This is a genomic window from Psychrobacillus sp. FSL H8-0483, assembly GCF_038637725.1.
In the GTDB taxonomy this organism is placed as follows: Bacteria; Bacillota; Bacilli; order Bacillales_A; family Planococcaceae; genus Psychrobacillus.
In genome coordinates this window covers 696,473-719,734 of record NZ_CP152052.1, presented here as the reverse complement: position 1 = coordinate 719,734, position 23,262 = coordinate 696,473, and the positions used below count along the sequence as shown (strand labels likewise).

Here is a 23,262-nt window from a genome sequence, read left to right as displayed (position 1 = left end):
AATACTCCTGTAATTTAGTCTGTGGTTTATCTGTTCGGAGGTGGATTTGTCGTGTTCGGAGGTGGATTTGTCGCGTTAGCGGCTTGGTTTGTAAAGTTGAACGGTCGATTTGTCTTCCATCCATATTTCCCCATAAAAAAAGAGCGATTTGATATCACTCTTTTGATAGTCCTATTATTTGTTTGGGTTATTACCGTTATTGTTATCTTTGTTGCTGTGCTCGTTTTTGTTGCCGCCGTTGTCATTATTTTTGTTATTACCTTTGTTATTGCTATTGACGTTGTTATGGTTTTCGGATTTCTGTTGGGAAGCTGGTGATATATTTTGATCCTTATTTTCTTGTTGTTTTTCTTTATGGTTATTAATTTGTTTATTAGCTGGAGTTGATTTTTCTTTATTATTATTCGGATTAGGTGTGTTCATTTCTTTTTCTATTTCGTTTGATTGGTCAGGTATTTTTTGTTTTTCTTGCTGATTTTTGGGATTTTCAATTTTTTGCTCTACAACTGGTGGTTGCTGTTCTTCTTGCTTGAATTTTTTTATGGATTTGTTGTTTTTGTTTGCTTCTTTTCTTTCTTGCACAGTGCTTTCTTGTATACTCCAATTTTTCTCCGCATGGTCATTGCTGATTTTATTCACAGCTTGGTCTATCCGTTTTTTTAATTCCGCCTGACCTTGCTTCTCATACACTGTTGTTACTGCAAGTTCATCATTTTTTGGTGCTATTTGTTTCACTACTTTTGCTAATACGATGCCAATAGGAAGTCCTTCCCAATCTTGAAGCTCTAAATTTGGTGCTTCATCTAGTGATCGTAGCGACACGACATTACCTTCTCCATCCACGCCAAATTCGATTGCCTGGTCACCTTCTACTTGTACGTATGCGTATGCACTGTTCGTTTGAGGAATCAATGATGCTACTAAAAATACCAGTAGCACTGCTGCGATTAGAGCTGGCCCAATGAAAAAGGGTTTCATTCGTTTTCGTCGAAGGTTGGTAGTTGTTACTAAATGGAACTCCACTTCTTCGCCCACTTCTGGATCAGTGACTAGCGGAATGCCATGAACAAATTCTCCTTCGCTCGTCAGAAAAATCATATCGTTCGTATTCTTTTCGCAAACAATGCCTCTGTACGCGTGCATCATATGATTTCTCCTTTAACATAGTCTTTTATATAAACGAAGTCACTGTTTAACAGTAGTACAATAGCAATCATATATTTCCGATGCCGCTCCAATGTCTTTCGTGATACCTCAACCAATGCTTCGATTTCTTTCAAAGGTAATCTTTTATTTATCATTAAGTAGTTATAGAGTTCTTCCGATTCTGCAATAATTTGAGCTATTTGAAATGCAGTTTTTCGTGCATCTACATGCTTCGGAGCTGTGCGTGTTAGTTCTTCAAAGGACAAGTTAAATTCCTTTAGTGAGTTGTTGTAAACTGAAAGTTCTTCTCTTCTTGCTGCAGATTGTTGTTCTTCTGTGTATGTATGAATCGATTTTTCATCGAATAAATAATGTTGCGTTTGTGAGGAGTCTTCATTCTCCAAGTGAAGTAACATAACTTTTTCATTTCTTACGGATTCTTTTCGAATGTAATCTACTAATCTTCTTTTTATTATTAAGTGAGCGAATGTTTGAAGAGAAGCGTTTTCGCTTGCATCGAAAGCCATCACTGCTTCATGAAATCCATTCATTGCCACACTAAATTCTTCATCGTGTTCATCAATCGGTCGTTTACAAACAAAAGACGCTGTTTTTTTCATAAACGGAGTATTGGCAAAAAGGAGGTCATTAAGAACCTCCTCATTGCCTGCTTTCGCCTTTTTAGCAAGCTCACTCATATTCGTTTTTGTTTTGTAAAAACCATGAATAATGGACAAAAGCATACATACCCTCCGTTCTCACTTCTTCCGAATGCCTTCTGATTGTATACGGCTTTGCGGAAAATGAAAAGCGGTTCTATATATTTAATGATTATTTATCTTCTTTATTGTTCTTTTTATTTTCATGCTTTTCAGCTTTGTGTTCTTCTTGAAGAGCTTTTCTTTCTTCCTTATGCTCTTCTTGTAGGGCTTTACGCTCTTCTTTTTGCTCTGCTTGAAGGGCTTTGCGTACTTCTTTTTCAGCAGATTTTTCTTCTTTCTTAGTTGTATCTTTTGGAGCTTCTACCTTAGCTGGTTCTTCCACTACAGGTTTTTCTTCAACTGGTTTTTCTACTACTGGTTCTTCCGTTTCTGGTTCTTCTACTTCTGGAGTTTCTGTTTCTTCTTGTTGAGAAGCTTCAAATTTAGCGATAGCTCGCTCAGCGTTTCGTTTAATTGCTGCTTTTGCTGTTTCACTTCCTGCATTTTCATATGCTTTTGAAAGTGCTGCAAGATTACCTGCAGGATATCCTTCAGGAATTTTAATATCCAATCCTACAGAATCTTCTGTTGTAACAACGGATTCAGTGTCTCCAGTTGTTGCTACTGGCGTTTCTTCCGTCTCTTTTTCCTTTTGATTCATTACATCGTTTAAATCTACTGTATCAAATAAATTTTCATCCGCCCAAGCGTAACCTGCTCCTGTTAACGTCATTGTCGCAACTAATAAAGCTGCACTAGTTTTCTTAAATTTCATCTTCATTTCTCCATCACCTCGACTAATATTTGTCCTCTATATCTTTGGACACCTTATTATTCGTGGGACAACCACATCTTCTGGGGGTAGAAAGTAAAAAGTATTATTACAGATATATTACGGGTGCCAGGCACCAGTAATATACCTGTAACAAAATCTACTTCTATTACGAACTCGTTTGTTTCCATTGAAAAAGAGCAACTTTATGAGGTTGCTCTTTTTTCTTTATGTTTTTTCCACATATCTTCCGCTGCTCCGGATCCGAGCATAACGCCAGCAACGATGAGGATGAGGCCGATGAAGTGGCGGATGTTTAGTATTTCACCTAAGAAAATAGCGGAAAGAAGTAATGAAAATATTGGGTTAAGGTTCATAAAGATGGCCGCTTTTGTTGCGCCAGCTTTACCGACCGCATAGTTGTACATGAGATGCCCAACAGCTGTACAAACGATGGCCGATGTTATAAATAACCCCCAGAAGAATGGCGTTGTTTCTGAGAATGCATATACTCCCCCAGGTTCTTGCACAAAGCTGATGACAATTAAAACAATGGAGCCGATCATCATCATATAGGCTGTCAACAGTCTTGGATCAAGCGTTCTTGCAGCTTTACTCACGACCATATAGCTCAGTACTTGCGCTAAAATAGCGAGGAAAACATAGAAATCCCCAAGGTTTGCTCCGCTGGATTCTCCTCCGCCCACTAATATGGACACGCTCACTCCGGAGAGACCCAATACGAGTCCAAGCCACTGAATCCGTGTTGGAGAGTATTTCAATATAAAAGCCGCAGAAATAGCCGTTAGCATTGGACCTGTCCCTAATATAAGTCCTCCGTGGGTTCCACTTGTAATGGCAAGTCCCATGTTCAGAAAATAGTGATGGGCAACTACATTCGTCAGCGCCCCTAATAATATGTATTTCCATTCTTGTTTTGTTGGCTTACGCAGGAGTTTCATTTGCCATAAAATCACAAGCACTACTAAACCAGCAGTAAGAATTCGAAATGCTGTTAGTGTGACAGGGGGAACTACTGTTACCAAGTATTTAAGTATCGGTAGGTTTGCTCCCCAAACGAACATGACAAACACGAGCATTAAGTAAATATTTAATTGCTTCATCTGAGGACCTCCTTGTTAGAATACGTATTTTGTTTTTTTGATTAATAAACTGCAGATCACATATGCGATAAGCGATAAGATAACTGGTACAACAACTGTGTGCACACCGAATAGGTTGCCATTTGCTTGATTATAAAAATGTAACGCAATATAAGAAACGATACCTGTGACCATCGATGCAATTGCACCGTATTTATTGCCATAAGACCAATAAAGACCAAGCACGACTGGCCAAATAAAAGCAGCCTCTAAACCACCGAAAGCAAAAAGATTTAAGAAAATAAGCAGATCTGGAGGATTCAATGCTAATAAAAAGACAACGGAACCTAAAAGAGTCGTCACCCCAAAGCTGAGGCGTTTCACCTTTTTCTCGCTTGCATTTGGATTAAGATAATTGATATAGACATCCTTTACGATAGAAGAACTCACTAAAATTAGGAGTGAGTCGACCGTCGACATAATTGCAGCTAATGGCGCTGCCAGGACAATACCCGCAAGCCACGCAGGAAGAACCTTCAGTGCGACAAGCGGAATGACTGTATCTGCCACTTCCACTCCAGGTAAAATTGGTCGAGCAAAGATTCCGATCAGATGCATGTTCAGCATAATGAAACCAGTGACGATTGTTCCAATTACAAGTGCACGATGCATTGAGCGTGTGTTTTTATACGACATGGCACGTACTGCCATTTGCGGAAGCCCGACAACACCTACTCCGACAAGTATCCAAAAGGAGGATACATATGCAGCGGATAAATTTCCTTCATTGCCGTATGGCGTCACAAGATTTGGATTTTCCGCAAGTAGATCCTGCATAATATTCGGTACCCCGCCACCAGCAATAATGACTGCGATCAATAGAACGAGCGTTCCGACGACCATAACTCCACCTTGCACAGCGTCTGTTACCGCAACCGCGCGGAAGCCTCCGATCACTACATACACCAATACGGAAACAGCGAAAATAAATAGAGCTGTTGTATATTGCATCCCTGTTAACGACTCGATCAAGCGACCGCCGCCAACCCATTGTGCCGTCATAGCGGAAAATAAAAAGATAATCATACTAGCGGCTGCAAGTAATACGACTGCTGTGCTGTTATAGCGCACTTTTAGGAAATCAATTAAAGTGATGGCATTATATTTGCGAGCTAAAATCGCAAACTTCTTACCTAAAATCAGCAACACGAAATAGCCCGTGACAACTTGTGTCATCGAAAGTAAAACCCAGCCAAAGCCCATCGTATAGGCTGTACCAGGCCCACCTAAAAAACTTGATGCACTTCCATACGTCGCAACCATCGTCATTGCTAGAACAAAACCACCAAGCTCTCGCCCACCTAAAAAATACTCTTGTAGAAATCCGCCAGTGGACTCCTCTAGTTTTTTACTAGACCAAAAGCCAATGAAAAAAATAATTGCAAGAAAAATAATGAGCGGTATAATCACACCGATATTCATAGCTCATCTCCCTCCTCTTCAAACGAAACATCCTTCAACACAAATTTCGCAAGAATAATAACGGTCACAGATACTAAAATGAATCCTATGACACAGCTGTAGAAAAACCAATCTGGGAAACCAAGTATATAAGTATACTCCTCTACTGGTCGTGAGCCAAGCCCATAAGCAAAACCAAACCACCAAACAAAATGAAGGATCGCAAGTCCTACCCCAATTAGCGCCTCTCGATGTGCAATTTTAAATCTATGATCCATCTTTCATCCACCCTTGCATTTTATAATGATTCCTTTAGTATAACGAAGTTAAATTGACTTGTTAATAGTAGTCACAAAAGTATTATTGGCACCAAGAGTGTTACAGAAGTATTACTGGTGCCAGGCACCAGTAATACTTCTGTAACAAATAGAAAAAGCAATCGGGAGCGGTTTGGCTCCCGATTGCTTTCGATGGAACACTATTCTATTTATAGGTTAAGTATTTCATATAGTCTTTCCAGCTGACTGCTTTGATGCTGCTCCATGTTGGTAGGTCTAGTGGAAAGGGTAGGAATGCTGGAGCATCTACGTTTTTGGGATCGGCGTTTAATACGACACTTTCACTCTGAAGTCCTTCTGATAAAATGGCATATTGTTTTACATCAAATGGGACAGTGACAGGTGAGCGCATGATTCTACCTTCATTTGTTAGTGTGTATACTTCTGCTAATTCTTTTGATCGATTTAGAAGCCACTTTGTTTTTACGCGCACTGCGTTCTCTGCTTCATCTGTGATGATGACGGAGTTTATGTTAGCGCCGAATGGCAATACTAAACGTTGTTCTTCTAATGCGATTTGCATTTCGTATACAGGTCCCTCGGTTTTATTTCCGAATTGTTCGTATGCTGTTAGCCATTTGAACGCGTTCGCTGGTACTTCTGCTTTGGCGAGGATGCTCCCTTCAACAACACCTTCTAGATGGGACGAGTAGTTTTTCACTTGCAGGCCTTCTTTGATTTGATGCCATTCAACTTCATTTGCGAACGTGATAACAGATTTTTCATTGCCGTAAATGTCAATAAAATACTTTCCATCTCGTTCTTCAATGGCTGCTATGGTGCCTTCTATTGGGCTAAGTAGCGCAAGCTCGCCTGATTCCTGACTTAGTTGGGCGCTGACGATTTGCAATTTTCGAGTTACTTCCGCCAGTTTTTGTTCCGCCTCAGCAATTGCATGTGCGAAGTTACCTTCTTGTGAAACGTTCACGTCTACTTGGACATTTACATCTATCACCTCATCTTCTGTGTTACCTGTTGTCGAGCCATTATTAGATGAGGTAGAGTTTGCTTCCGCGCGCTCTGATTCAAGATTCCCAATGATTTGATTTAGCTGAGATTGCTCTTTCATATATGCTTGTTGCTCCGTTTGCCAAAGCATTCGTTGGTCATCGGCAGATTCCGTTTTTAGTTGGACAAGATCTGCTCCTTGTTGCACACTGTCTCCTGCTGCGACGAGGATATTATTTACCGCGTCTACATCAATCGTGACTGTGCTCTCATTTACTGGAACGATGACCGATTCTTTTTCTAGCTCTTTTGTAAAGGTGTTTTCGTACACACGATCGTACTCATTCACATAATAAGATCTAGTAATCTCGCTTTTATTTGAAAATAAAAGCACCGCATTTGCTGCAATGAAGATAGAGACGACAATTGATATACCGATTACAAGCCATTTATTCATCTAGTTGTCCCCCTTTCGAACCATGATGCAATTGGGAGTACTTCGATACCCGCGGACAAGCATGCGAGTATAAGCTGAATTACTATTAACATAATAAATAGATTGCGAGTCGATATTGTAGTGAATGCACGTAGAAAACGAAACTGAATTGCAATGATTACCCCTGTAATAATCGTTAATTCATTAAAAAAGTAAATAAAGAATTCATTGCTTAGAAACGTTGCTGCAAGCGGACCAAAGGATAATATGGAAAAATCCGTTGTGTAGCCGACGATTGCATATAGGAAAAAGGTGAATGCTTTTTCCATCAAGAATAGTGCGACTACAAAAAGTTGTACTACGGCCACTTTTGATAAATCGACACTAGTCATTTTATGTAATAAAAAGGCGATTCCGAAGAAATGAAACGCCATATAAAGGAAGGAGCCGATAACTGCCCCTATCAATGATGTAATTCTTGCAATAATAAATGTATCGTCATAACCGTTGACGAAAATAGATGTGAGATCTTCTGTATGCATCCCCCACATATCTCGGAGTGCAAAAAGAATAACACCACATAACGCGACGAACCATACGCGTTTTTCAAAGTGGCGCATCGTACTGTCCTTCAGCGATACGATTAAGTCATTTTGGCTAAAAAGATATTTCCAAAATCGAAATTCAAAAAACATTAAATTGTTCCCCCTCTTATGGATGAACAGTTACTTCCACATATGCACCAGTTTTCATCATCGCACCAGTTTCCGATTGGAAAGTTGGATGAATGAGTAGTAAGTATGCTGCTCCTTTTTCAAGTGGTGCGTTTGGAGTTGCAATGAATTGGTTGGAGGATTTTTGTTTTATCGTTACTGGAACGTTACTCGTGCCTCCAAGCTTAACTAACTCCATTTTTTGTTTATTATTGTTTTGTATATTATTTGAAAATGTTACTGTAAATTGTTTAGTTGTCGGTACGTCTACAAGAGCAGTTAGTTTTTTATAGGTTTTATTTGCAGCGATTAGCGTGTCTAGATGCGCTTTTGTGAGTTCTCGACCTGTTTCTGTAACGATTTGTGGTTTCACACCAGTTTTATGGATAATCGTACCTTTTGGACCAGTAAAGTTGGCAACTGTCAGCTTTAGATAGGAGCCATCCGATAAATGATAAAAGGTTTGCATGGAGCCTTTGCCATACGTAGTTTGTCCATAAAGTGTCGCTGACTTTTGGTCTAATAACGCTGCAGCAGTCATTTCTGACGCACTCGCACTGTAACCATTAATAAGTACTTTTGTATCTTTTGGAAATAAAGAAGGTTGTTTTGTAGCATGTACTAACCCATTCTGATCTCTGGTTTGAAGAATATAAGCGTTTGGGCTATTTGGAAATAATCCAATAAGTTCTTCTGCGGTATGGACGTAGCCACCACCATTATTTCGTAAATCTAGAATAAAAGACGTAGCCCCTTGTTTTAAAAGTGCATCTTTAGCTTGTTGCACGAGCGTTGCGCCATTATCCGAAAACGAATTAATACCGATATACCCGACATTGCCGTATAAAAGTTGCTTGGACACAACAGGAACGCTGAATTTCTTGCGAGTTAATGTGTACGTTTCTATTAAATTAGTATTTTTTAAAACTTGTACGCGAATCTTCGTACCTTCTTTTCCAGTAATAATAGAAGAGGCTTGCTGAATCGACATTTTTTCAGTAGAAACGCCGTCGACTGATAGAATAATATCGCCTGGTACTATACCTGCATCCCATGCAGCCGCTCCCTCAAAAGTACTGACGATTTCTATACCTTTTTCATGTTCCTCAATAACTATCCCAATACCAGTCGTCGTGTTGTTAATAGAGCTTGTATATGATTCAAATTCTTCCTTCGTAAAATAAGTAGAATATGGATCGAGCTGCTCCATGATTGCATCAATCGAATTTAAGTCTTGTAAATTGGATGGAAGCTCGCCTTTATAATTCTCACTAACAAGTTGCTTCACCTCATCGAGAGGCGCAGCCAATGCTGAAACTGGAACCAATAACATACCAAGTGCTAATAAAATGGACGCTAAAATGGAAATCTTCCTCATTCCAATTCCCCTTTCTATAGTATATAAACCTATCTTAACCCAAAAATCTCCATAACGCAGAAAAATCTTCACAATATTTTAATACATTTATAGCAATATAGCCATACCAAAGAGAATTCTATGTGCTTTATTAGTGATACTAAAGTGACGATTTGTTACAGAGGTGTTACTGGTGCCTGGCACCAGTAACACCTCTGTAATTAAAATGGATAATTTTGGTTTAATGTATATTTTGTTGTGTTTCAGGGAATGCTGATGGTAACTTTTGGATGGATTTTAGTTCAGACCATTAATCGAGTTATTTCCTGGGAAATTTACATGAAGGGGGTTTTGGTACATGAAAATCGACAAATTAGGGTTGAATTGGGGAGACATTTTGTTTGGAGTGCTCGGGTCAAGTGGATTTGTTTTGTTTCTTTACTTTATTACCTCCTCTTAAAATTTGTCTCTATTAAACTTAGGCTGTTGTTTTTTGAAGTATATATTTTGTGACGAAAATCAGCGAAACTCCTGCGGAAAGCGAGCGGATTTTAGGCTGGTAACAACATGATCGATTAACAGAGCCTCAATTTTAAGCACATAAAAACACCTATCGAAAATTGGTTTTTCGTTAGGTGTTTTCTATTTATTGATTTTCAACTTGATAGCCTCCGTTAGAGTCTTTTAATTGTTGTAGCTCTTTAAATAAAGCTGCATTTTTATGAAGTAATGCGTAGTCAATCATTCTCTCATAGTTTTCTTGCTCTAGTTGTCGGATTATTTCTTCGGTACTTTCCAAAAGGATAACACCTGACTCATGCTGATCATCGTCTCCAATTATTGTTTGAAGATGTATATGAATGTCGGAAACGAGTAGTAATTGATAGAGTGGTAGACGGATGAATCGATTTCCTTTTTGGAATACAAAAACTTCCGATAGGTTTTCTACTTGTAACGACTGTGTATTAACAATAATTTCTTTTCCTTCCACTGGAATAAAGTGAAAGAGATCGTTGTCTTTTTTTATGGAGAAGTATTGATATGCAAACACTAGCTTTATCCGATTTCCTTCAATCTTTCGGCAAAAAGGTTTCATTAACTGAACTTGTAACATCTCTTCCCCTCCTCGCATGTTTGAATTTTCTGATTATTGTTAGTATATCACAATTCTATTATTTCGTGTAGTGCATTCAACACAAAAAAGCGAAGGCCTACTGCATTCGCTTTTTTTATTTATTATTCCTTATTTCCTCACATAATTTGGTCTATTTTTCCCTTCCGCATAAAGAAAAAAACCAATTTTATTGGGACTATATCTGACAGCAAACGTTTGAAAAACTTTTTGTAAAATCTCAGACTGCGTATATTCTGTTTCACTTTTTAGATAAAAAGAAATAGTCTTTGCATGAAAATCGAGTTTTATATCATAAAGCGCAAAATCTTCTGCCACAATCTGATCGATACAAGTTATTTGTTTTTTGGGATATTCTATAAAATACTTTATGTTACTTCCTTTTACCCCAACTACCTTTACTTCATCAAACCCTAATTTTGATTGTTGATCTATTGAGTCCAACAAGCTAGGTATATAAAACTGTATTTTCTCCACATTAACCACTCCATTCTATCTATATATTTCCTAAAAATTACTTATATGTAATAGTAATTATATATTCTATATACACTATAAATCATATAATTATATTAAAATCTCCATTTTGGCGATTTTAACTATTTCCTCCTATTATTTCGATATCCTTGTTCCATTGAATATCGAAGGGAAATGGATAGGATGGCCTTTTACGAACATATTCGTGCATATCGGGAACAACTTGAAATTACGCAAATGGAAGCTGCCAAGAGCCTAGGTATTGATCATTCCGTCTTGTCGAAATATGAAAGAGGCGATTTGGCAATACCAATTGATTTATTAATGAAATTTGTGGAGGTTTATGCCATCCCACAAGACCTCTTTTTTAATATGTTGAAGGACATTCCGTTCAAAAGTAAAAATCCCGGACTTGAAGCAAGGGAAAGTCGAACAAGGTATATAGAGTCTTTTCAAGAGGAGTACGTCTCGCAAGTGGTACATTTGAAAGAATATCGAGACTTCACCATGCAAGTAGTATCCACTTCAACGGATGATAAAGAACGTAAACGCTTCATTACTAATATAATGAAAAAGGATTAAAGCTTTTGCTAATGCTACTTTGGGGTATTTCCTCCAACTTAGGCTGGGTAAAAGCTTTTTCGTTTTCCACCGTGTAAGATAAGCGCTGTTCTATTAATTGGCATTTCTAAGCCATTTATAATAAGAAATTGTGGACACCATCCGTTTTTTTGAAGAAGGATTCGATGTACGGCTTTTATTCGTGACCGTTTATACGTATAATGGAAGGAAAGCCTTTTTTCTTAGGAGAGATCCGTTTGAATCTTACTTCATACCAAAAACTTGCAACACATTATAAAAAGTATATCGATGAGTCAATGAAGACAATCGAAAAGAAGCTACATCCTGCTATTATAGAGGACGAGGAGCTCGTTCGACGTGCAACTTTCTTTGTTCGAAATGGTGCTGTTTCGATTACGAATTACTATCCGCAGGATCACCGTGTTGATTTTTCGATTCGTGATGTAAGCAATATTGATGTTACGTATAATTTATTGACCGATTCGTTTCACTGCCCTTGCCCAATGCACAAGCCTTGTCGACATATTGTGGCGGCAGTTTTTTATTTGTATCAACAAAATGATTCGTTGTCGAATTGGATTTCAGCTTGGCGTTCCAATGCAGACCACGCCCAGTTGAGCTTACTAAGAGATGAGCGTAGTCCTAGAAGTTGGAATATTCTTGTCGATAATTTTTTCCGTAAGTTTATTTCAAATTACCCACCTGCTAGTTTCTATTTGTTAGAGTTTGCAGTCCATGATTTAAAAACACAGATACGTAAGTCTCGCCCATTTGAACGCGAATGGCAACCTATCTTTGACGTGTATATAGACCTTTCTATATTAATAAAAATATGGCCGTATTTAGAGCCATTCGCCGAATCTAATATGCGCAACCGTGTCTTCCATTTTCTAAATGAATTTGTAGATGAAATAGATGATCACTTGTCCCAGCTCGCTTCCAAACCTAGAATGTTTGCAGCAGATCCCTTTTACGACGAAATGATGGAACAAGTTCGTACATTCTATTTGGAGACAGAGACGCTTATTCGCTATCGAAAGCATGTGTATTTGTCTTTTTGGGATGCACTTGTGACCGACAAAGCGACGCGCGAAAAAGAAGTGGCATACTTACAACAGCTTGATAAAACAGAAGATGATATACCTTTAAATATGGTGTTACCGTATTTCTACCTTACCTTGTCTAAGACAGACGAACTGCTAGAAGCGGCTGAACATATGGAGAGAGAACAACTGCTGGAATGGGTGGAAGTCTGTGAAAAGGCGCTTCATTCCGCTAATAAAGAATTAGTGAATGAGCTTGCAAGAAAGCTATTGCCTCATATTTCGTACTATTTGAATGAAGTGATTCAAAACCCATCTCGTGTCATGCTTATACGTAGATTAGAATTATTGTTTGATTCTATACGATTAGAGCCTGAAGAACTTGAAAACCTATACAAATCCTTTGGGCTGTACGGCATACAGTCTTATTCGAATTTGTTGTTGAAAGGGAAACGTTACCGAGATTGGATGGCGCTTCATCAGTCAGCGAATTCTTCTCTTGAATATGCAGAGGCATGTGGACTTTCCATCGTGAAGGAAGATGCCCCTGAAGTATTGCTACCGCTTTACCATCATTACGCGATGCGTTTTATCCAAGAAAAAAACCGATACAGCTACAAGCAAGCGGTACGAATTTGGAAGAAAATGAAACAGGTAGCGAAAAAATCTAATGAAACGGAATATTGGAATGCATACGTCGAAAATGTCCGAGAAAAATATCGCCGTCTTCGTGCATTACAACAAGAAATAGAGAAAGGAAACTTGCCACTATGACTCAACCTTTATCTATTACAAAAGAATTTTCCCTAACTATTCATAAAACCGAGAACGGAAGCTTCCACCTAACATCTGCTGCCACTCCAGTAGAACAGTGGGTTCCCTCTTTATATATAGATCATCGCGAGAGTTTTTTCGGACTAACCGCACAAATGGAAGAAAATGCACTAATCGCAACACCCGTTGAAGTGGTTGAACTATTTTCAGGAAAAGCACATCCTTTTATTTCATTTTCAGGAGCAAATGATGATTCAGAGGGATGGATACAGACGTTTAAAGAAACTGCGAGCGTATGGTCTAATCCAGATTTATGGAGTGTATTACAACTCGATGGAAACATGATTCAAGTAAATGCCGACATAGATGTAAAAGCGAAAGTTCTTATTGAAAATGCAGTGAAACAAAAGCTATTCCAAGCAGGTCTTACGATGGAGGACGTTCCAGCACTTGTACCGTTTTTTCAACAAGGTGGTTGGCCAATTAAATCACAATCTACTCACCCTAGTTTATTAGTCGCATTGCGTTTATCTGAACCAGAGGGACTCGATGATACATGGTTACTAGAAACAGTCGTACGTGGGAAAAAAAGCAGTGTATACTGGACGCCAGCATTTCGGAAAAAAACATTACCAATTAAAGAAGCATTACCAGACAAATGGAATGAATTCGGTAGCTATATTGAAGAAACCCAAGCAAAAATATTTTCACTTATTTCTTCCATTGACCCATCCAATCTTGATACATTCTTCTCATCTACATTAACCGATGAGGAAGTACGAATGTTTCTTCGTGATGACTTAATAAAATTACAAGCGCTCGGTTTTGAAGTTGTCCTTCCTGCATGGTTAAAGGCCGTGAAAGAAACGAAAATGAAGGTCAAAACGATTGCCAAAACTGCTAATACGTATAAAACGGCAGCTGGGCTCAACGAGATTTTGCAATTTAACTGGAGCTTCTCTTTAAACGGTCAAGAAATTTCTGCGGAAGATTTTCAGCAAATGGTGAATGAAAATCGTTCTTACATTCAAGCAGGTAATGAGTGGTTCCGTATCGACGCGGCTTGGATGCATCAGATTCGTGAATTAATGAAGAAATCAGAAGATGAAAATTGGACAGTAAAAGAGCTTCTATTCCGAGAAATTCCAGAAGAAATCGCACTCGCATTAGATGACGATAACGAACAGTCAGAAGAAGATCCGCTATTCCAGTTTGAAATGCAGAAATCTCTTCAATCACTTATGGAACAGCTTTCCGAGAAAAAAGGATTTCCAACTGTCGAAGTTTCTCCAAATTTATTGACAACCCTTCGACCTTATCAGCAGCTCGGTCTCGAGTGGCTCGTATTCATGCGCAATGAAAAATTTGGCGCTTGTTTAGCGGATGATATGGGACTCGGCAAGACAGTTCAGTTAATTTCTTATTTACTACACGTACATGAAGGTGAACAACAGCAATCACCTTCACTTATCATTTGCCCAACTTCCGTTTTAGGGAACTGGCAAAAAGAGTTAGCCAAATTTGCTCCTTCGCTGAAAGTGCATACACATTATGGATCTGCTCGTACGAAAGAAATAGATTTGACTGCAGATGTTGTTATTACAACGTTTGGTACAGCGATGCAAGATATTGAATCTCTTCAAGAGATTGTGTGGTCTAGCATCACACTGGACGAAGCGCAAAACATTAAAAATATGCATACGAAGCAATCTCGTGCAATTCGCAAGTTAACTGGAGGGCACCATATAGCCTTAACAGGAACACCTGTAGAAAATAGATTATCGGAGTTATGGTCCATTTTCGACTTTATTCATAAAGGCTATCTAGGATCATTCCGTAAGTTTCAGGAAAATTACATCGCAGCAATTGAACGCGATAATGCAGATTCCACCAAGCATAAGTTACGCATAAAAATTCAGCCTTTCTTACTGAGAAGAACGAAGCAAGATCCTGAGTTACTGCTTAACCTGCCTGAAAAGCTGGAGCAACGTGAATATTGCGCATTGACTACGGAGCAAGCTGCTTTGTATGAATCGCTTATTCAGGAAACAGTGAGCAAGTTGGATACGCTTACTGGATTTGAGAAGAAAGGGCTTATCTTGAAGATGCTAAGTAAGTTAAAGCAGCTATGTAATCATCCTGCCCTTTATCTGAAAGAACCATTTGATGACGCAGAGGATATGCTAGAACGCTCCGAGAAGCTTGCACGAATTGTAACTCTAGCTGGAGAAATTGCAGCCCGTGGAGAGCAATGTCTGATCTTTACGCAATACATTGGCATGGGACATCTGCTACAACATTGTCTAGCTGAACTTTATGACATTGATACGCCATTTTTAACAGGTAGTATGCCAAAAAATCAGCGTGATCATTTAGTAGAAGCTTTTCAAGCAAAAGAATTCCCTATTTTCCTTCTATCTTTGAAGGCAGGTGGAACTGGCTTAAACTTAACCGCTGCAAGCCATGTGCTACATGCCGATCGCTGGTGGAACCCAGCAGTAGAAAATCAAGCGACTGACCGTGCCTATCGGATTGGACAAACGAATTTTGTCCATGTGCATAAATTCATTACCATTGGGACGATTGAAGAAAAAATTGACAAGCTGCTTGTAGAAAAACAAGCGTTGTCGGAAGAGCTCATTCATTCTAGTCAGTGGATTACTGAAATGTCGGATACAGATTTAAAAGATTTGTTGACGTTATCGATTTGATATTGAGCCACTCTCGAATAGAATAGAACATTAAACTACTATTATATTTTACAGTTGTTTTTAGCGATTAATTAGCGGTAGGATCCGCACAGATTCCTGCGTTAAAGAGCCAGATGAGACCCAACAGGCCCAGCCGAGGAGGCTTGGCGGTTCGCCCGCGGAAAACAAATGGATTTTACCAAATGGCAACAATGTAGTTTAACAGCTCCAACATAAAAAACCTGACCGCGCTTCATCGGTCAGGTTTTCCTCTCGTGTTCAGCATTAAATTGGTTGCGGCCATTTAATATTTATACTGGAAGTTGATTGGATTGTGTTGTTGGAAATTCAAAATCGCTCTCCATTTTCTTGTCTTGTTCCTGTCTATCTTCTCCCTCTTCCCGTTTCTTCGTTGCTAAAAATCGGATGTCCTCCACAACTACTTCTGTTACGAATACTCTTGTTCCTTCGCCTTTTTCATATGACCTCGTATTAAGCCTACCTGTTATCCCAACAAGCGAGCCTTTCCCACAATACTTAACGGTCGTTTCTGCGAGCTTTCCCCAAATCGTGCATAGCACAAAGTCCGCTTCATCATTTTTATAGGCTTTACTGACGGCGATTACAAAACTTGTTTGCACCCTCCCTTCTGATAATTGTTTGAGTTGCGGAGATTTTGTCATTCGTCCGATTATTGAAACTGTGTTCACCCTGTCACCTCCTTTTCTTTGACTAGCATTATCATAAAGCCATTGTAAATTGTTAGCAAAAGCCAGCAATTTCATTTTGAAGCGTTTTTCCTTGTCAAAATTCCATTTTTGCACACTCCTTTTTAACTAATTCTTAGAAAACTGTGTTATGGATTAAATCAAGAATACAATTTTAGTAGTTTTTGCAATTATTTTTTTCCAATGTCTCACTATGCTATAATTAGTTTTAATTAGTCCTTAAAAGGTGGATTGCCCATGAAAACGTTTAAAATGATCTCAGTTAATCTGATTCGGGAAAACGAAGAAGTACCAATTGTCCTTGAAGATGGCATTGTCATTAACCAAGAAAATAGCAGTCGTTCTTGGATTTTAGAATTATTTATTGATCAAAAATTCGAGGATTTTTTTAACGAATTAAAATCAACAAACGAATTGTTTAGAGCAAAAGTTGTCATTTCTTATCCAGAAAACGAACCTGCTCATTTTGAAGTCGCTACCTATTCGGTCAAACGGATTGGAAAACATCTATCCGTATTGCTTCGTGGGACATTGAAGCGGGCTAGAAGACAATATGCAGAATCTCTACTTGCAGACTTAATTGAAGATGGATATACAGGACAAGAACTTTTAGCTAAATTTGAGCATGACATGAAAACAAGACCTTCATTAAAAAAAGATTAACGGATATCTTCCGTTTTTTGCATCAATTTTTTCTTCATCGTTTCCGGAGTGCTTTGGTCAGAATTTTCTTCTATCATCACAGTATGATAGATAGAGTCGATTTTGCACTTGTACGTTTTTGGTTCGTTTTGGACGAAATAATCACTACTACATCGTTACCGAGGGCTAAGTGTATCAGGAAGTAACTGCCTCACTTCCTGATACACTATTTTCGATCATCGTTGTGGATATTTAAAGGAGCACAGTCTAAGTACGCGACATCGTGGTGCTCCTGCGCAAAGCTCATCGCAAAATAAAAGAACATTTCGCAACGAATGTGTGACCTGCATCGTGCAGGCCTCCGTTTCGTACCCACAACGCTCAAGAAAATCGAAATGGATTTGGAAAATGAAAGAAGAAATCCGGCACTTCCTGTTCAAACAACTTGAACAAGAAGTGCCGGATTTTTGTTTAAAAAGAATTTACTGATTTGGTTAGCTTTTTCAAATTCTATTTCATCGTGCCGTCATTTATTACTCCATCATTATCATTTACGCTTGGTTCTTTTATCCATTTGTTTTCCGCATTAGGGGTTATAGGTTGTTCCTGAAGATTTTGGTGAGTTCCATTTCCATTGACTCCATTGTTGATAGTTCCATCATTTACACCGTTATTATTGTTGTTCACATCTCTATCCGGTGAAGGTGTATTTACATTCGGAGTCAACCCATCCTCCACGTCTCTCTTAATGTCCTGCATTGGGGTTTCATTATTCGACGGGACGGTATCATCATTGGTGTTACAACCGACTAATAAAAGTGAACATAAAGCAACAGCTGGAACAGCTTTTTTCCACATAAAAAAAATTCCTCCTTTCTTGGTATCTTCATCACCTTTTAGTGACTTACGATAGGTTATCCAAGACAAGAAGGAACTATCCTCTGGCAATTATGCCTGTTTTTCCAATTCTTTTAATACAGATTCAACGTATAATGCTTCCGCTTTACATCCATATTTATAATGAGTATTTAATTTGTTCTGCATCACTTCTATAGATGCAATTAAATTTTCGTGCACAGGTTCTGCTAAGATTTTTTCAATAGAAGCATTGATTTTTTTAGCAACTTCTTCATGAAAATCTGTACTTTCCTTTACTTCAAGAGGAACTTTGTCGTACCATGAAGCGGATTCCGTTATGTACTCCTGCCAACTCTTGACAAAATCCTCCATTGTAAACGAATTTTCATCCCAGCCGATTTTTGCCATATATAGTTCAAATGCCTTTGATATCGATCTAGTAATACTACTTTTTATCCCTGATGATAAATCATTATACATGAAGATGTTAATCCTCCCTACATTTAAAAAGCCAATATATCCACTTTAGAATAATTGCTCATACTATTTTATATTATGTAACCAAATATTGCAAATTAGATTTTGTCTTCTACAACTGGTCCTAGTGCAAAAAGAATGTCTGTTTCGCAAACAAGTTCACCATCAACTGTTGCTATCCCATGACCTTTTCCCATTGGTCCACGAAGCTTAGTAAGTACTACTTCTAATCTTAATTGATCGCCTGGCTTCACTTGTCGTTTGAAACGACAGTTGTCTATTCCTGTAAAGAAAGCAAGTCTGCCTTTATTTTCAGGAATTTGCAAAACAGCTACTGCTCCAACTTGTGCGAGTGCTTCCACAATTAGAACGCCCGGCATTACCGGATATCCTGGAAAATGGCCATTAAAAAACTCTTCGTTTATCGTTACATTTTTTAATCCTACTGCACGTTTACCTTCCTCTACTTCCAACATTCGGTCTATCATTAAGAATGGGTAGCGATGTGGTAAAATCGCTTGTACTTGTTCTGTTGTTAACATGTTATGGTCCTCCAATAGCTTTATTTGCCATTTTTTATATCTAAAATATGCTGATAAGTTTCCCATTTGAGCGCATCCTTTGGTGATCCGTCTCCCAAAACTCCGTAGCCAACCATTAGTCCTAAAGCAGCTGCTCCAGCAAAAAGCACGATGATTAATAGTATGCGTAGCCAAATAGGGAACATGCGAATTTGTACCCACTTTGTTTTTTTCACATCGGCTGCCTGTTCTTTTTCTAATCTACGCTGTTGTCTGCCAGAAATTTTTCCTTCTTCGGTCATAAAGATAACTCCTTTTACGGGAATGATTATCGTATTCCATTTATGAGACCCATCATTTGATCCGCAATTGTAATAGAACGAGCATTAAATTGATACGATCGTTGTGCCGTCATAAGATCGGTCATTTCTTTTGATATATCTACATTTGACATTTCAAGCACTTTGTTTGTAAGAGCGATTTCGCCTCGATCTGCCCCTTGCAAGTTTGTCATCACGTCTTGTTCATTCACACCTAATGCAGCTAAATTCTCAGGCATCCCAATATACGTGCCAGAAATATGTTCCATCAACTCTGGCTTTTGTAAAACAGATACTGCTAACTCTCTTTGTACTGTTGCCCCGTCTGAGTAGGTTGCTGTAAGGATGCCTGTATCATTTACAGAAAAGCTCGAAACGTTTTCCGGAATCGTTATTGGTTGTCCAGTCGAGTCAGCAACAGGATATCCATCACCGGTTACGAGCATTAATTGTCCGTTTTCAAGTGGAGACACATAAAATGCTCCTTGGCGAGTATAAGCTGTTTGTTGCCCATTTTCGCCGTCTGGCATTAATATATTAAAGTATTGTTTTGGTTCTTGAAAAGCGAAGTCTAAATCGCGATCTGTCGATTGAATACTTCCTTGTTTCCAGTTCATCTGCGCTTGAGCAAGTGATGCACCTACTCCGTAACGAATCCCTGTAGGAGATTGTCGATCGACTTTATCTAACTTATCATTATTATATTGCTGATAAAGAAGCTCTTGAAACTTTACATCTTTCGCTTTAAAGCCGTGTGTATTGGAGTTGGAAAGGTTGTTTCCAATTACATCTAATTGACTTTGCAATTGGGACATTGTGTTCGTTGCGGTGATCATTGTACGTAACATTCAAAAGAACCTCCTTCTAAATTAGTTGATGCGCCCAACTTCATTTACTGTTTTTTGCATGCTTTGATCGTATGCTTGCAGTACTTTTTGGTTCGCTTCAAATGCACGGTATGCTGTTAGAAGGTCCGTCATTGTTCTTGCAGAATCGACGTTCGAACGCTCGATAAATCCTTGTTGCATTGAAAAGCTTACGTCAGCAATGTTGTATGCTGATGGTAAATCTGTGCCATCAGCTGTACGAAATAATCCATTGTCTTGTTTCATTAATTTCTCAGGTTGTGCTGCAAATGATACTCCAATTCGTGCAACGGACGCATCATTTACAAAGATTTGTCCATCGTCCGCAACTCGGAAATCGTCATTCTGTAATGGAATACGTTGCCCTTCTGCATCCAACACATATAAGCCTTGTGCGTTCGTTAAGAACCCTTCTGCATCGAGCGTGAAATTCCCATTGCGAGTGTATGCTTCCCCTTGTCCAGGATGTTGCAAACGGTAAAATAATGCACCTGTTTGCCCAGTTTCCTCGTCCACTGGAAGACTCCCATCGATTAAAGCAATATCCGTATTAAAATCCGTTTGCTGCAGTTGACCTTGTGTTAATAAAGCAATTGTTTCTTGCATATACACACCCGTGCTAAGTCCCCCAACTTCTGTAGCATACTTCCCGTTTATAGGGTTTTCAGTCGGTATTTTCATTGGTCCAACGCGTGATAAAAGCATTTCTGGAAATGAACGAATTGTTGATTGGTCCGCCTTGTATCCTGGTGTGTTTGCGTTCGCCATATTATTTGTCAGCAATTCCGTTCTACGCTGTTGCGCAATCATACCTGATGCAACTGTATTAAATCCACGAAACATGAGAAAGCCTCCACTCTATAGTTGTTCAGCTTCAGAAAAAGGTTGTCGCAGTAATTAAACCGCATCACACATTTTTCTTATTTATCTTCGAGATATTTTATCAATATTGTCTAACATTAATCCAGTACCAATCGCAACACAATCCATTGGGTTTTCCGCTACAAGTACAGGTACTTTCAATTCTTCCATGAGAAGGTGATCCATTCCATGTAAAAGTGCTCCACCGCCAGTAATAATAACTCCACGGTCAATGATATCAGCAGATAATTCGGGTGGTGTTTTTTCTAGTACATTTTTTGCTGATTGTACTATAACGGAAACAGATTCACGTAGTGCTTTTTCTATTTCATCTGATTTAATCGTAATCGTTCTTGGGAGTCCTGTTACCATATCACGTCCACGAATGTCCATTTCTTCATGACGGCTATCAGGGAAAACTGTTCCAATCGTTATTTTAATATTTTCAGCTGTGCGTTCACCAATTAATAGCTTGTACTGTTTTTTTATGTATTGTAAAATATCGTTATCAAAAACATCACCAGCTACTTTAATAGATTCAGAAGTTACGATATCACCCATAGAAAGAACTGCAACATCTGTCGTACCTCCACCAATATCCACTACCATATTACCGCTCGGTTGAAAAATATCCATACCAGCACCGATTGCAGCTACTTTTGGTTCTTCTTCTAAATACACTTTTTTCCCGCCAGATTTTTCTGCTGCTTCTCGAATTGCTTTTTGCTCTACACTTGTAATATTAGTAGGACAGCAAATTAAAATGCGAGGCTTAGATAAAAATCCCTTTACGTTCAATTTATTTATAAAATGTTTTAGCATTGCTTCCGTCACATCAAAATCAGCAATAACTCCATCTTTTAGAGGACGAATTGCTATAATGTTACCAGGTGTTCTACCAAGCATTTGGCGAGCTTCTTCTCCAACTGCAAGCACCTTATTTGTATTTCTATCTATTGCAACCACGGAAGGTTCATTTAAAACAATTCCTTTGCCTTTTACATGAATTAATACATTTGCCGTACCTAAATCGATTCCAATATCCTTAGCAAACATTAACAGTGTTTCTCCTTCCCTATTAAAACCTTTTTATATGTACGTTCCTAACTAATAATTTTAGCATAGTTTTGTCATAAATACACTGTTTTTAGTGCTAGAATATGTAGAAAATTGGGATAAATTTTAGAAATAAATGGATTTTCAGAACGAAAATAGTCGGATACCCGAACATCCTAGTTAATACAGCAATTAATTCATTTCTAAACAATAAGAAAAAGTCGTGATTTGTTACAATTCACGACCTTTCCTATCTTCCTTTTTGGTTTTCCATTTTCTTTTCGTAGCTTCTCCACCTCGCAAATGCCTCACTGATTTGTGATACGCAAGTATTTCTTTGACTTCTCTTGCTAACTGCGGATCTACTAAATGGAGTCTTTCCGTTAAATCTTTGTGAACCGTACTTTTGGAATGCCCGGTTGTGCTCGCGATGGCACGAACGGTTTTTTTTGTTTCAATAACCATTTCACCTAAACGTATGCATCTATGACGAATCGTTTCGTGCACTAACTCTTCCTTTCGTTAGTAAAGGAACACTTTCCATCACTTTATGCATACGTATAAGGTATTATGAATTAAAAAGCTAGTAATGATTCCGGATTGATTAGTACTCCGTTTTCAAGTACTTCGAATTGCAAGTGAACTCCAGCATTTGGATTCCATTCATTTTCAGCAGAGGTTGCAAGAGATTGACCTTGTTCTACTACATCCCCAACTTTTACTAGAATGCCAGTGACTGAGCGATATTTTGTTTGCATACCATTTGCATGTGATAAGACGATTTCATCCCCTTCAAATGGGTCTAAATTGACTTCTTCTACTTTTCCACTTAATGCAGCGACAACTTCAAAAGGCTCGTTATTCATAGACAGAGATACACCTGTACTCATTGCGTATGATTGTTTGAATACGACTAATGATTTCTCACGTGTCGCTTCATCAGCTTCCATGTCATAATAATGCTGTACAATCTCGACGTTATCTAACATTGTCTCCTTGAAAGGATATTTCATTGACTCTGCTTTAGCGTTCGTCTCAATTGTCACCTTATCGGTTTTACTCGCATCGGTCCATTCTGACTTTTCTGCTGAATCTGTGCTAACAAACACATTGTAACCCCAAATCATTCCTACAAATACTACCGAAAAACCAACATATACTACCGGCCAAAACCAAGGTTTCTTCGGGTCGTTCTTTTTCTTCTGAGAAGGCTTGTTTGATTGTTCTTCTCTCATTTTCATCACCTCAATTGCTATTCTT

Annotated in this window: 25 protein-coding genes; 4 read left to right on the top strand and 21 right to left on the bottom strand. The window is 38.6% G+C overall.

The annotated features are described in order from the left end of the window. Positions 1-174: 174 nt before the first annotated feature. The 11 genes from MHB48_RS03475 to MHB48_RS03425 all read right to left on the bottom strand — a co-directional run bounded on the left by MHB48_RS03475 (position 175) and on the right by MHB48_RS03425 (position 10,584). Positions 175-1,146: an anti-sigma factor domain-containing protein gene (locus MHB48_RS03475; RefSeq protein WP_342600170.1), complete on the bottom strand. Its 972-nt coding sequence runs from the start codon at positions 1,144-1,146 to the stop codon at positions 175-177. Then, positions 1,143-1,889: an RNA polymerase sigma-I factor gene (gene sigI / locus MHB48_RS03470; protein WP_342600169.1), complete on the bottom strand. Its 747-nt coding sequence runs from the start codon at positions 1,887-1,889 to the stop codon at positions 1,143-1,145. Before sigI ends, MHB48_RS03475 begins: the two co-directional genes overlap by 4 nt. An 88-nt stretch (positions 1,890-1,977) precedes the next feature. Next, positions 1,978-2,622 carry a hypothetical protein gene (locus MHB48_RS03465; RefSeq protein WP_342600168.1) on the bottom strand — a complete coding sequence of 215 codons (645 nt, stop codon included), beginning with the start codon at positions 2,620-2,622 and terminating at the stop codon, positions 1,978-1,980. Positions 2,623-2,825: 203 nt separating this feature from the next. After that, complete coding sequence (locus MHB48_RS03460) at positions 2,826-3,743, bottom strand: DMT family transporter (protein WP_342600167.1); 918 nt, start codon at positions 3,741-3,743, stop codon at positions 2,826-2,828. Between the two features lie 15 nt (positions 3,744-3,758). Then, positions 3,759-5,204 (bottom strand): sodium/pantothenate symporter, encoded by a 1,446-nt coding sequence (gene panF, locus MHB48_RS03455; RefSeq protein WP_342600166.1) that lies wholly within the window; start codon positions 5,202-5,204, stop codon positions 3,759-3,761. Then, positions 5,201-5,461 (bottom strand): YhdT family protein, encoded by a 261-nt coding sequence (locus MHB48_RS03450; RefSeq protein ID WP_342600165.1) that lies wholly within the window; start codon positions 5,459-5,461, stop codon positions 5,201-5,203. The genes panF and MHB48_RS03450 overlap by 4 nt, the downstream gene beginning before the upstream one ends. Before the next feature lie 205 nt (positions 5,462-5,666). Continuing rightward, positions 5,667-6,926, bottom strand: a complete 1,260-nt coding sequence (locus tag MHB48_RS03445) for an efflux RND transporter periplasmic adaptor subunit (protein ID WP_342600164.1) — start codon at positions 6,924-6,926, stop codon at positions 5,667-5,669. Continuing rightward, a complete protein-coding gene (locus tag MHB48_RS03440; RefSeq protein WP_342600163.1) occupies positions 6,923-7,600 on the bottom strand; it encodes a hypothetical protein in 678 nt (225 codons plus the stop codon). Before MHB48_RS03440 ends, MHB48_RS03445 begins: the two co-directional genes overlap by 4 nt. A gap of 16 nt (positions 7,601-7,616) precedes the next feature. Further along, the gene (locus tag MHB48_RS03435; protein ID WP_342600162.1) at positions 7,617-8,996 is read right to left on the bottom strand and encodes a S41 family peptidase; all 1,380 of its coding nucleotides are present in this window, start codon (positions 8,994-8,996) and stop codon (positions 7,617-7,619) included. A 625-nt stretch (positions 8,997-9,621) separates the two neighbouring features. Next, on the bottom strand, positions 9,622-10,089 hold the full coding sequence (locus tag MHB48_RS03430) for a transcriptional regulator (protein ID WP_342600161.1): 468 nt from the start codon (positions 10,087-10,089) through the stop codon (positions 9,622-9,624). A gap of 129 nt (positions 10,090-10,218) precedes the next feature. Beyond that, positions 10,219-10,584 carry a hypothetical protein gene (locus tag MHB48_RS03425; RefSeq protein ID WP_342600160.1) on the bottom strand — a complete coding sequence of 122 codons (366 nt, stop codon included), beginning with the start codon at positions 10,582-10,584 and terminating at the stop codon, positions 10,219-10,221. Positions 10,585-10,767: 183 nt separating this feature from the next. On the opposite strand from MHB48_RS03425, the gene MHB48_RS03420 reads away from it, so the two are divergent. The 3 genes from MHB48_RS03420 (at position 10,768) to MHB48_RS03410 (ending at position 15,694) form a co-directional block, all read left to right on the top strand. Next, positions 10,768-11,166: a helix-turn-helix transcriptional regulator gene (locus tag MHB48_RS03420; protein WP_342600159.1), complete on the top strand. Its 399-nt coding sequence runs from the start codon at positions 10,768-10,770 to the stop codon at positions 11,164-11,166. A 236-nt stretch (positions 11,167-11,402) separates the two neighbouring features. Continuing rightward, positions 11,403-12,983 carry a hypothetical protein gene (locus tag MHB48_RS03415; RefSeq protein WP_342600158.1) on the top strand — a complete coding sequence of 527 codons (1,581 nt, stop codon included), beginning with the start codon at positions 11,403-11,405 and terminating at the stop codon, positions 12,981-12,983. Then, entirely contained in the window at positions 12,980-15,694 is a 2,715-nt protein-coding gene (locus tag MHB48_RS03410; RefSeq protein ID WP_342600157.1) for a DEAD/DEAH box helicase, read from the top strand. Before MHB48_RS03415 ends, MHB48_RS03410 begins: the two co-directional genes overlap by 4 nt. 290 nt (positions 15,695-15,984) lie before the next feature. Here the strand turns inward: MHB48_RS03410 and ssb are convergent, their stop codons facing one another. After that, positions 15,985-16,383: a single-stranded DNA-binding protein gene (gene ssb, locus MHB48_RS03405; protein ID WP_342600156.1), complete on the bottom strand. Its 399-nt coding sequence runs from the start codon at positions 16,381-16,383 to the stop codon at positions 15,985-15,987. Between the two features lie 255 nt (positions 16,384-16,638). Between ssb and MHB48_RS03400 the strand changes: the two genes are divergently transcribed. Then, positions 16,639-17,064, top strand: coding sequence for a YwpF family protein (locus tag MHB48_RS03400; protein ID WP_342600155.1), 426 nt, complete (start codon positions 16,639-16,641; stop codon positions 17,062-17,064). Positions 17,065-17,553: 489 nt separating this feature from the next. On the opposite strand, the gene MHB48_RS03395 is transcribed toward MHB48_RS03400, so the two are convergent. The 9 genes from MHB48_RS03395 to MHB48_RS03355 all read right to left on the bottom strand — a co-directional run bounded on the left by MHB48_RS03395 (position 17,554) and on the right by MHB48_RS03355 (position 23,237). After that, complete coding sequence (locus MHB48_RS03395; protein WP_342600154.1) at positions 17,554-17,901, bottom strand: hypothetical protein; 348 nt, start codon at positions 17,899-17,901, stop codon at positions 17,554-17,556. A 90-nt stretch (positions 17,902-17,991) separates the two neighbouring features. Beyond that, on the bottom strand, positions 17,992-18,381 hold the full coding sequence (locus MHB48_RS03390; RefSeq protein WP_342600153.1) for a hypothetical protein: 390 nt from the start codon (positions 18,379-18,381) through the stop codon (positions 17,992-17,994). Positions 18,382-18,476: 95 nt separating this feature from the next. Next, positions 18,477-18,920: a 3-hydroxyacyl-ACP dehydratase FabZ gene (gene fabZ, locus MHB48_RS03385; protein ID WP_340917883.1), complete on the bottom strand. Its 444-nt coding sequence runs from the start codon at positions 18,918-18,920 to the stop codon at positions 18,477-18,479. A 20-nt stretch (positions 18,921-18,940) separates the two neighbouring features. Next, positions 18,941-19,201, bottom strand: coding sequence for a DNA-directed RNA polymerase subunit beta (locus tag MHB48_RS03380; RefSeq protein ID WP_342600152.1), 261 nt, complete (start codon positions 19,199-19,201; stop codon positions 18,941-18,943). A gap of 26 nt (positions 19,202-19,227) precedes the next feature. Further along, positions 19,228-20,067, bottom strand: a complete 840-nt coding sequence (locus MHB48_RS03375; protein WP_342600151.1) for a flagellar hook-basal body protein — start codon at positions 20,065-20,067, stop codon at positions 19,228-19,230. A gap of 21 nt (positions 20,068-20,088) precedes the next feature. Further along, positions 20,089-20,928 (bottom strand): flagellar hook-basal body protein, encoded by an 840-nt coding sequence (locus MHB48_RS03370; RefSeq protein WP_342600150.1) that lies wholly within the window; start codon positions 20,926-20,928, stop codon positions 20,089-20,091. 81 nt (positions 20,929-21,009) lie between these two features. Then, a complete protein-coding gene (locus tag MHB48_RS03365) occupies positions 21,010-22,002 on the bottom strand; it encodes a rod shape-determining protein (protein WP_342600149.1) in 993 nt (330 codons plus the stop codon). Positions 22,003-22,233: 231 nt separating this feature from the next. Further along, positions 22,234-22,509 carry a sporulation transcriptional regulator SpoIIID gene (locus MHB48_RS03360; RefSeq protein ID WP_340917872.1) on the bottom strand — a complete coding sequence of 92 codons (276 nt, stop codon included), beginning with the start codon at positions 22,507-22,509 and terminating at the stop codon, positions 22,234-22,236. 68 nt (positions 22,510-22,577) lie between these two features. Next, positions 22,578-23,237 (bottom strand): M23 family metallopeptidase, encoded by a 660-nt coding sequence (locus MHB48_RS03355; RefSeq protein ID WP_342600148.1) that lies wholly within the window; start codon positions 23,235-23,237, stop codon positions 22,578-22,580. Positions 23,238-23,262: the final 25 nt, after the last annotated feature.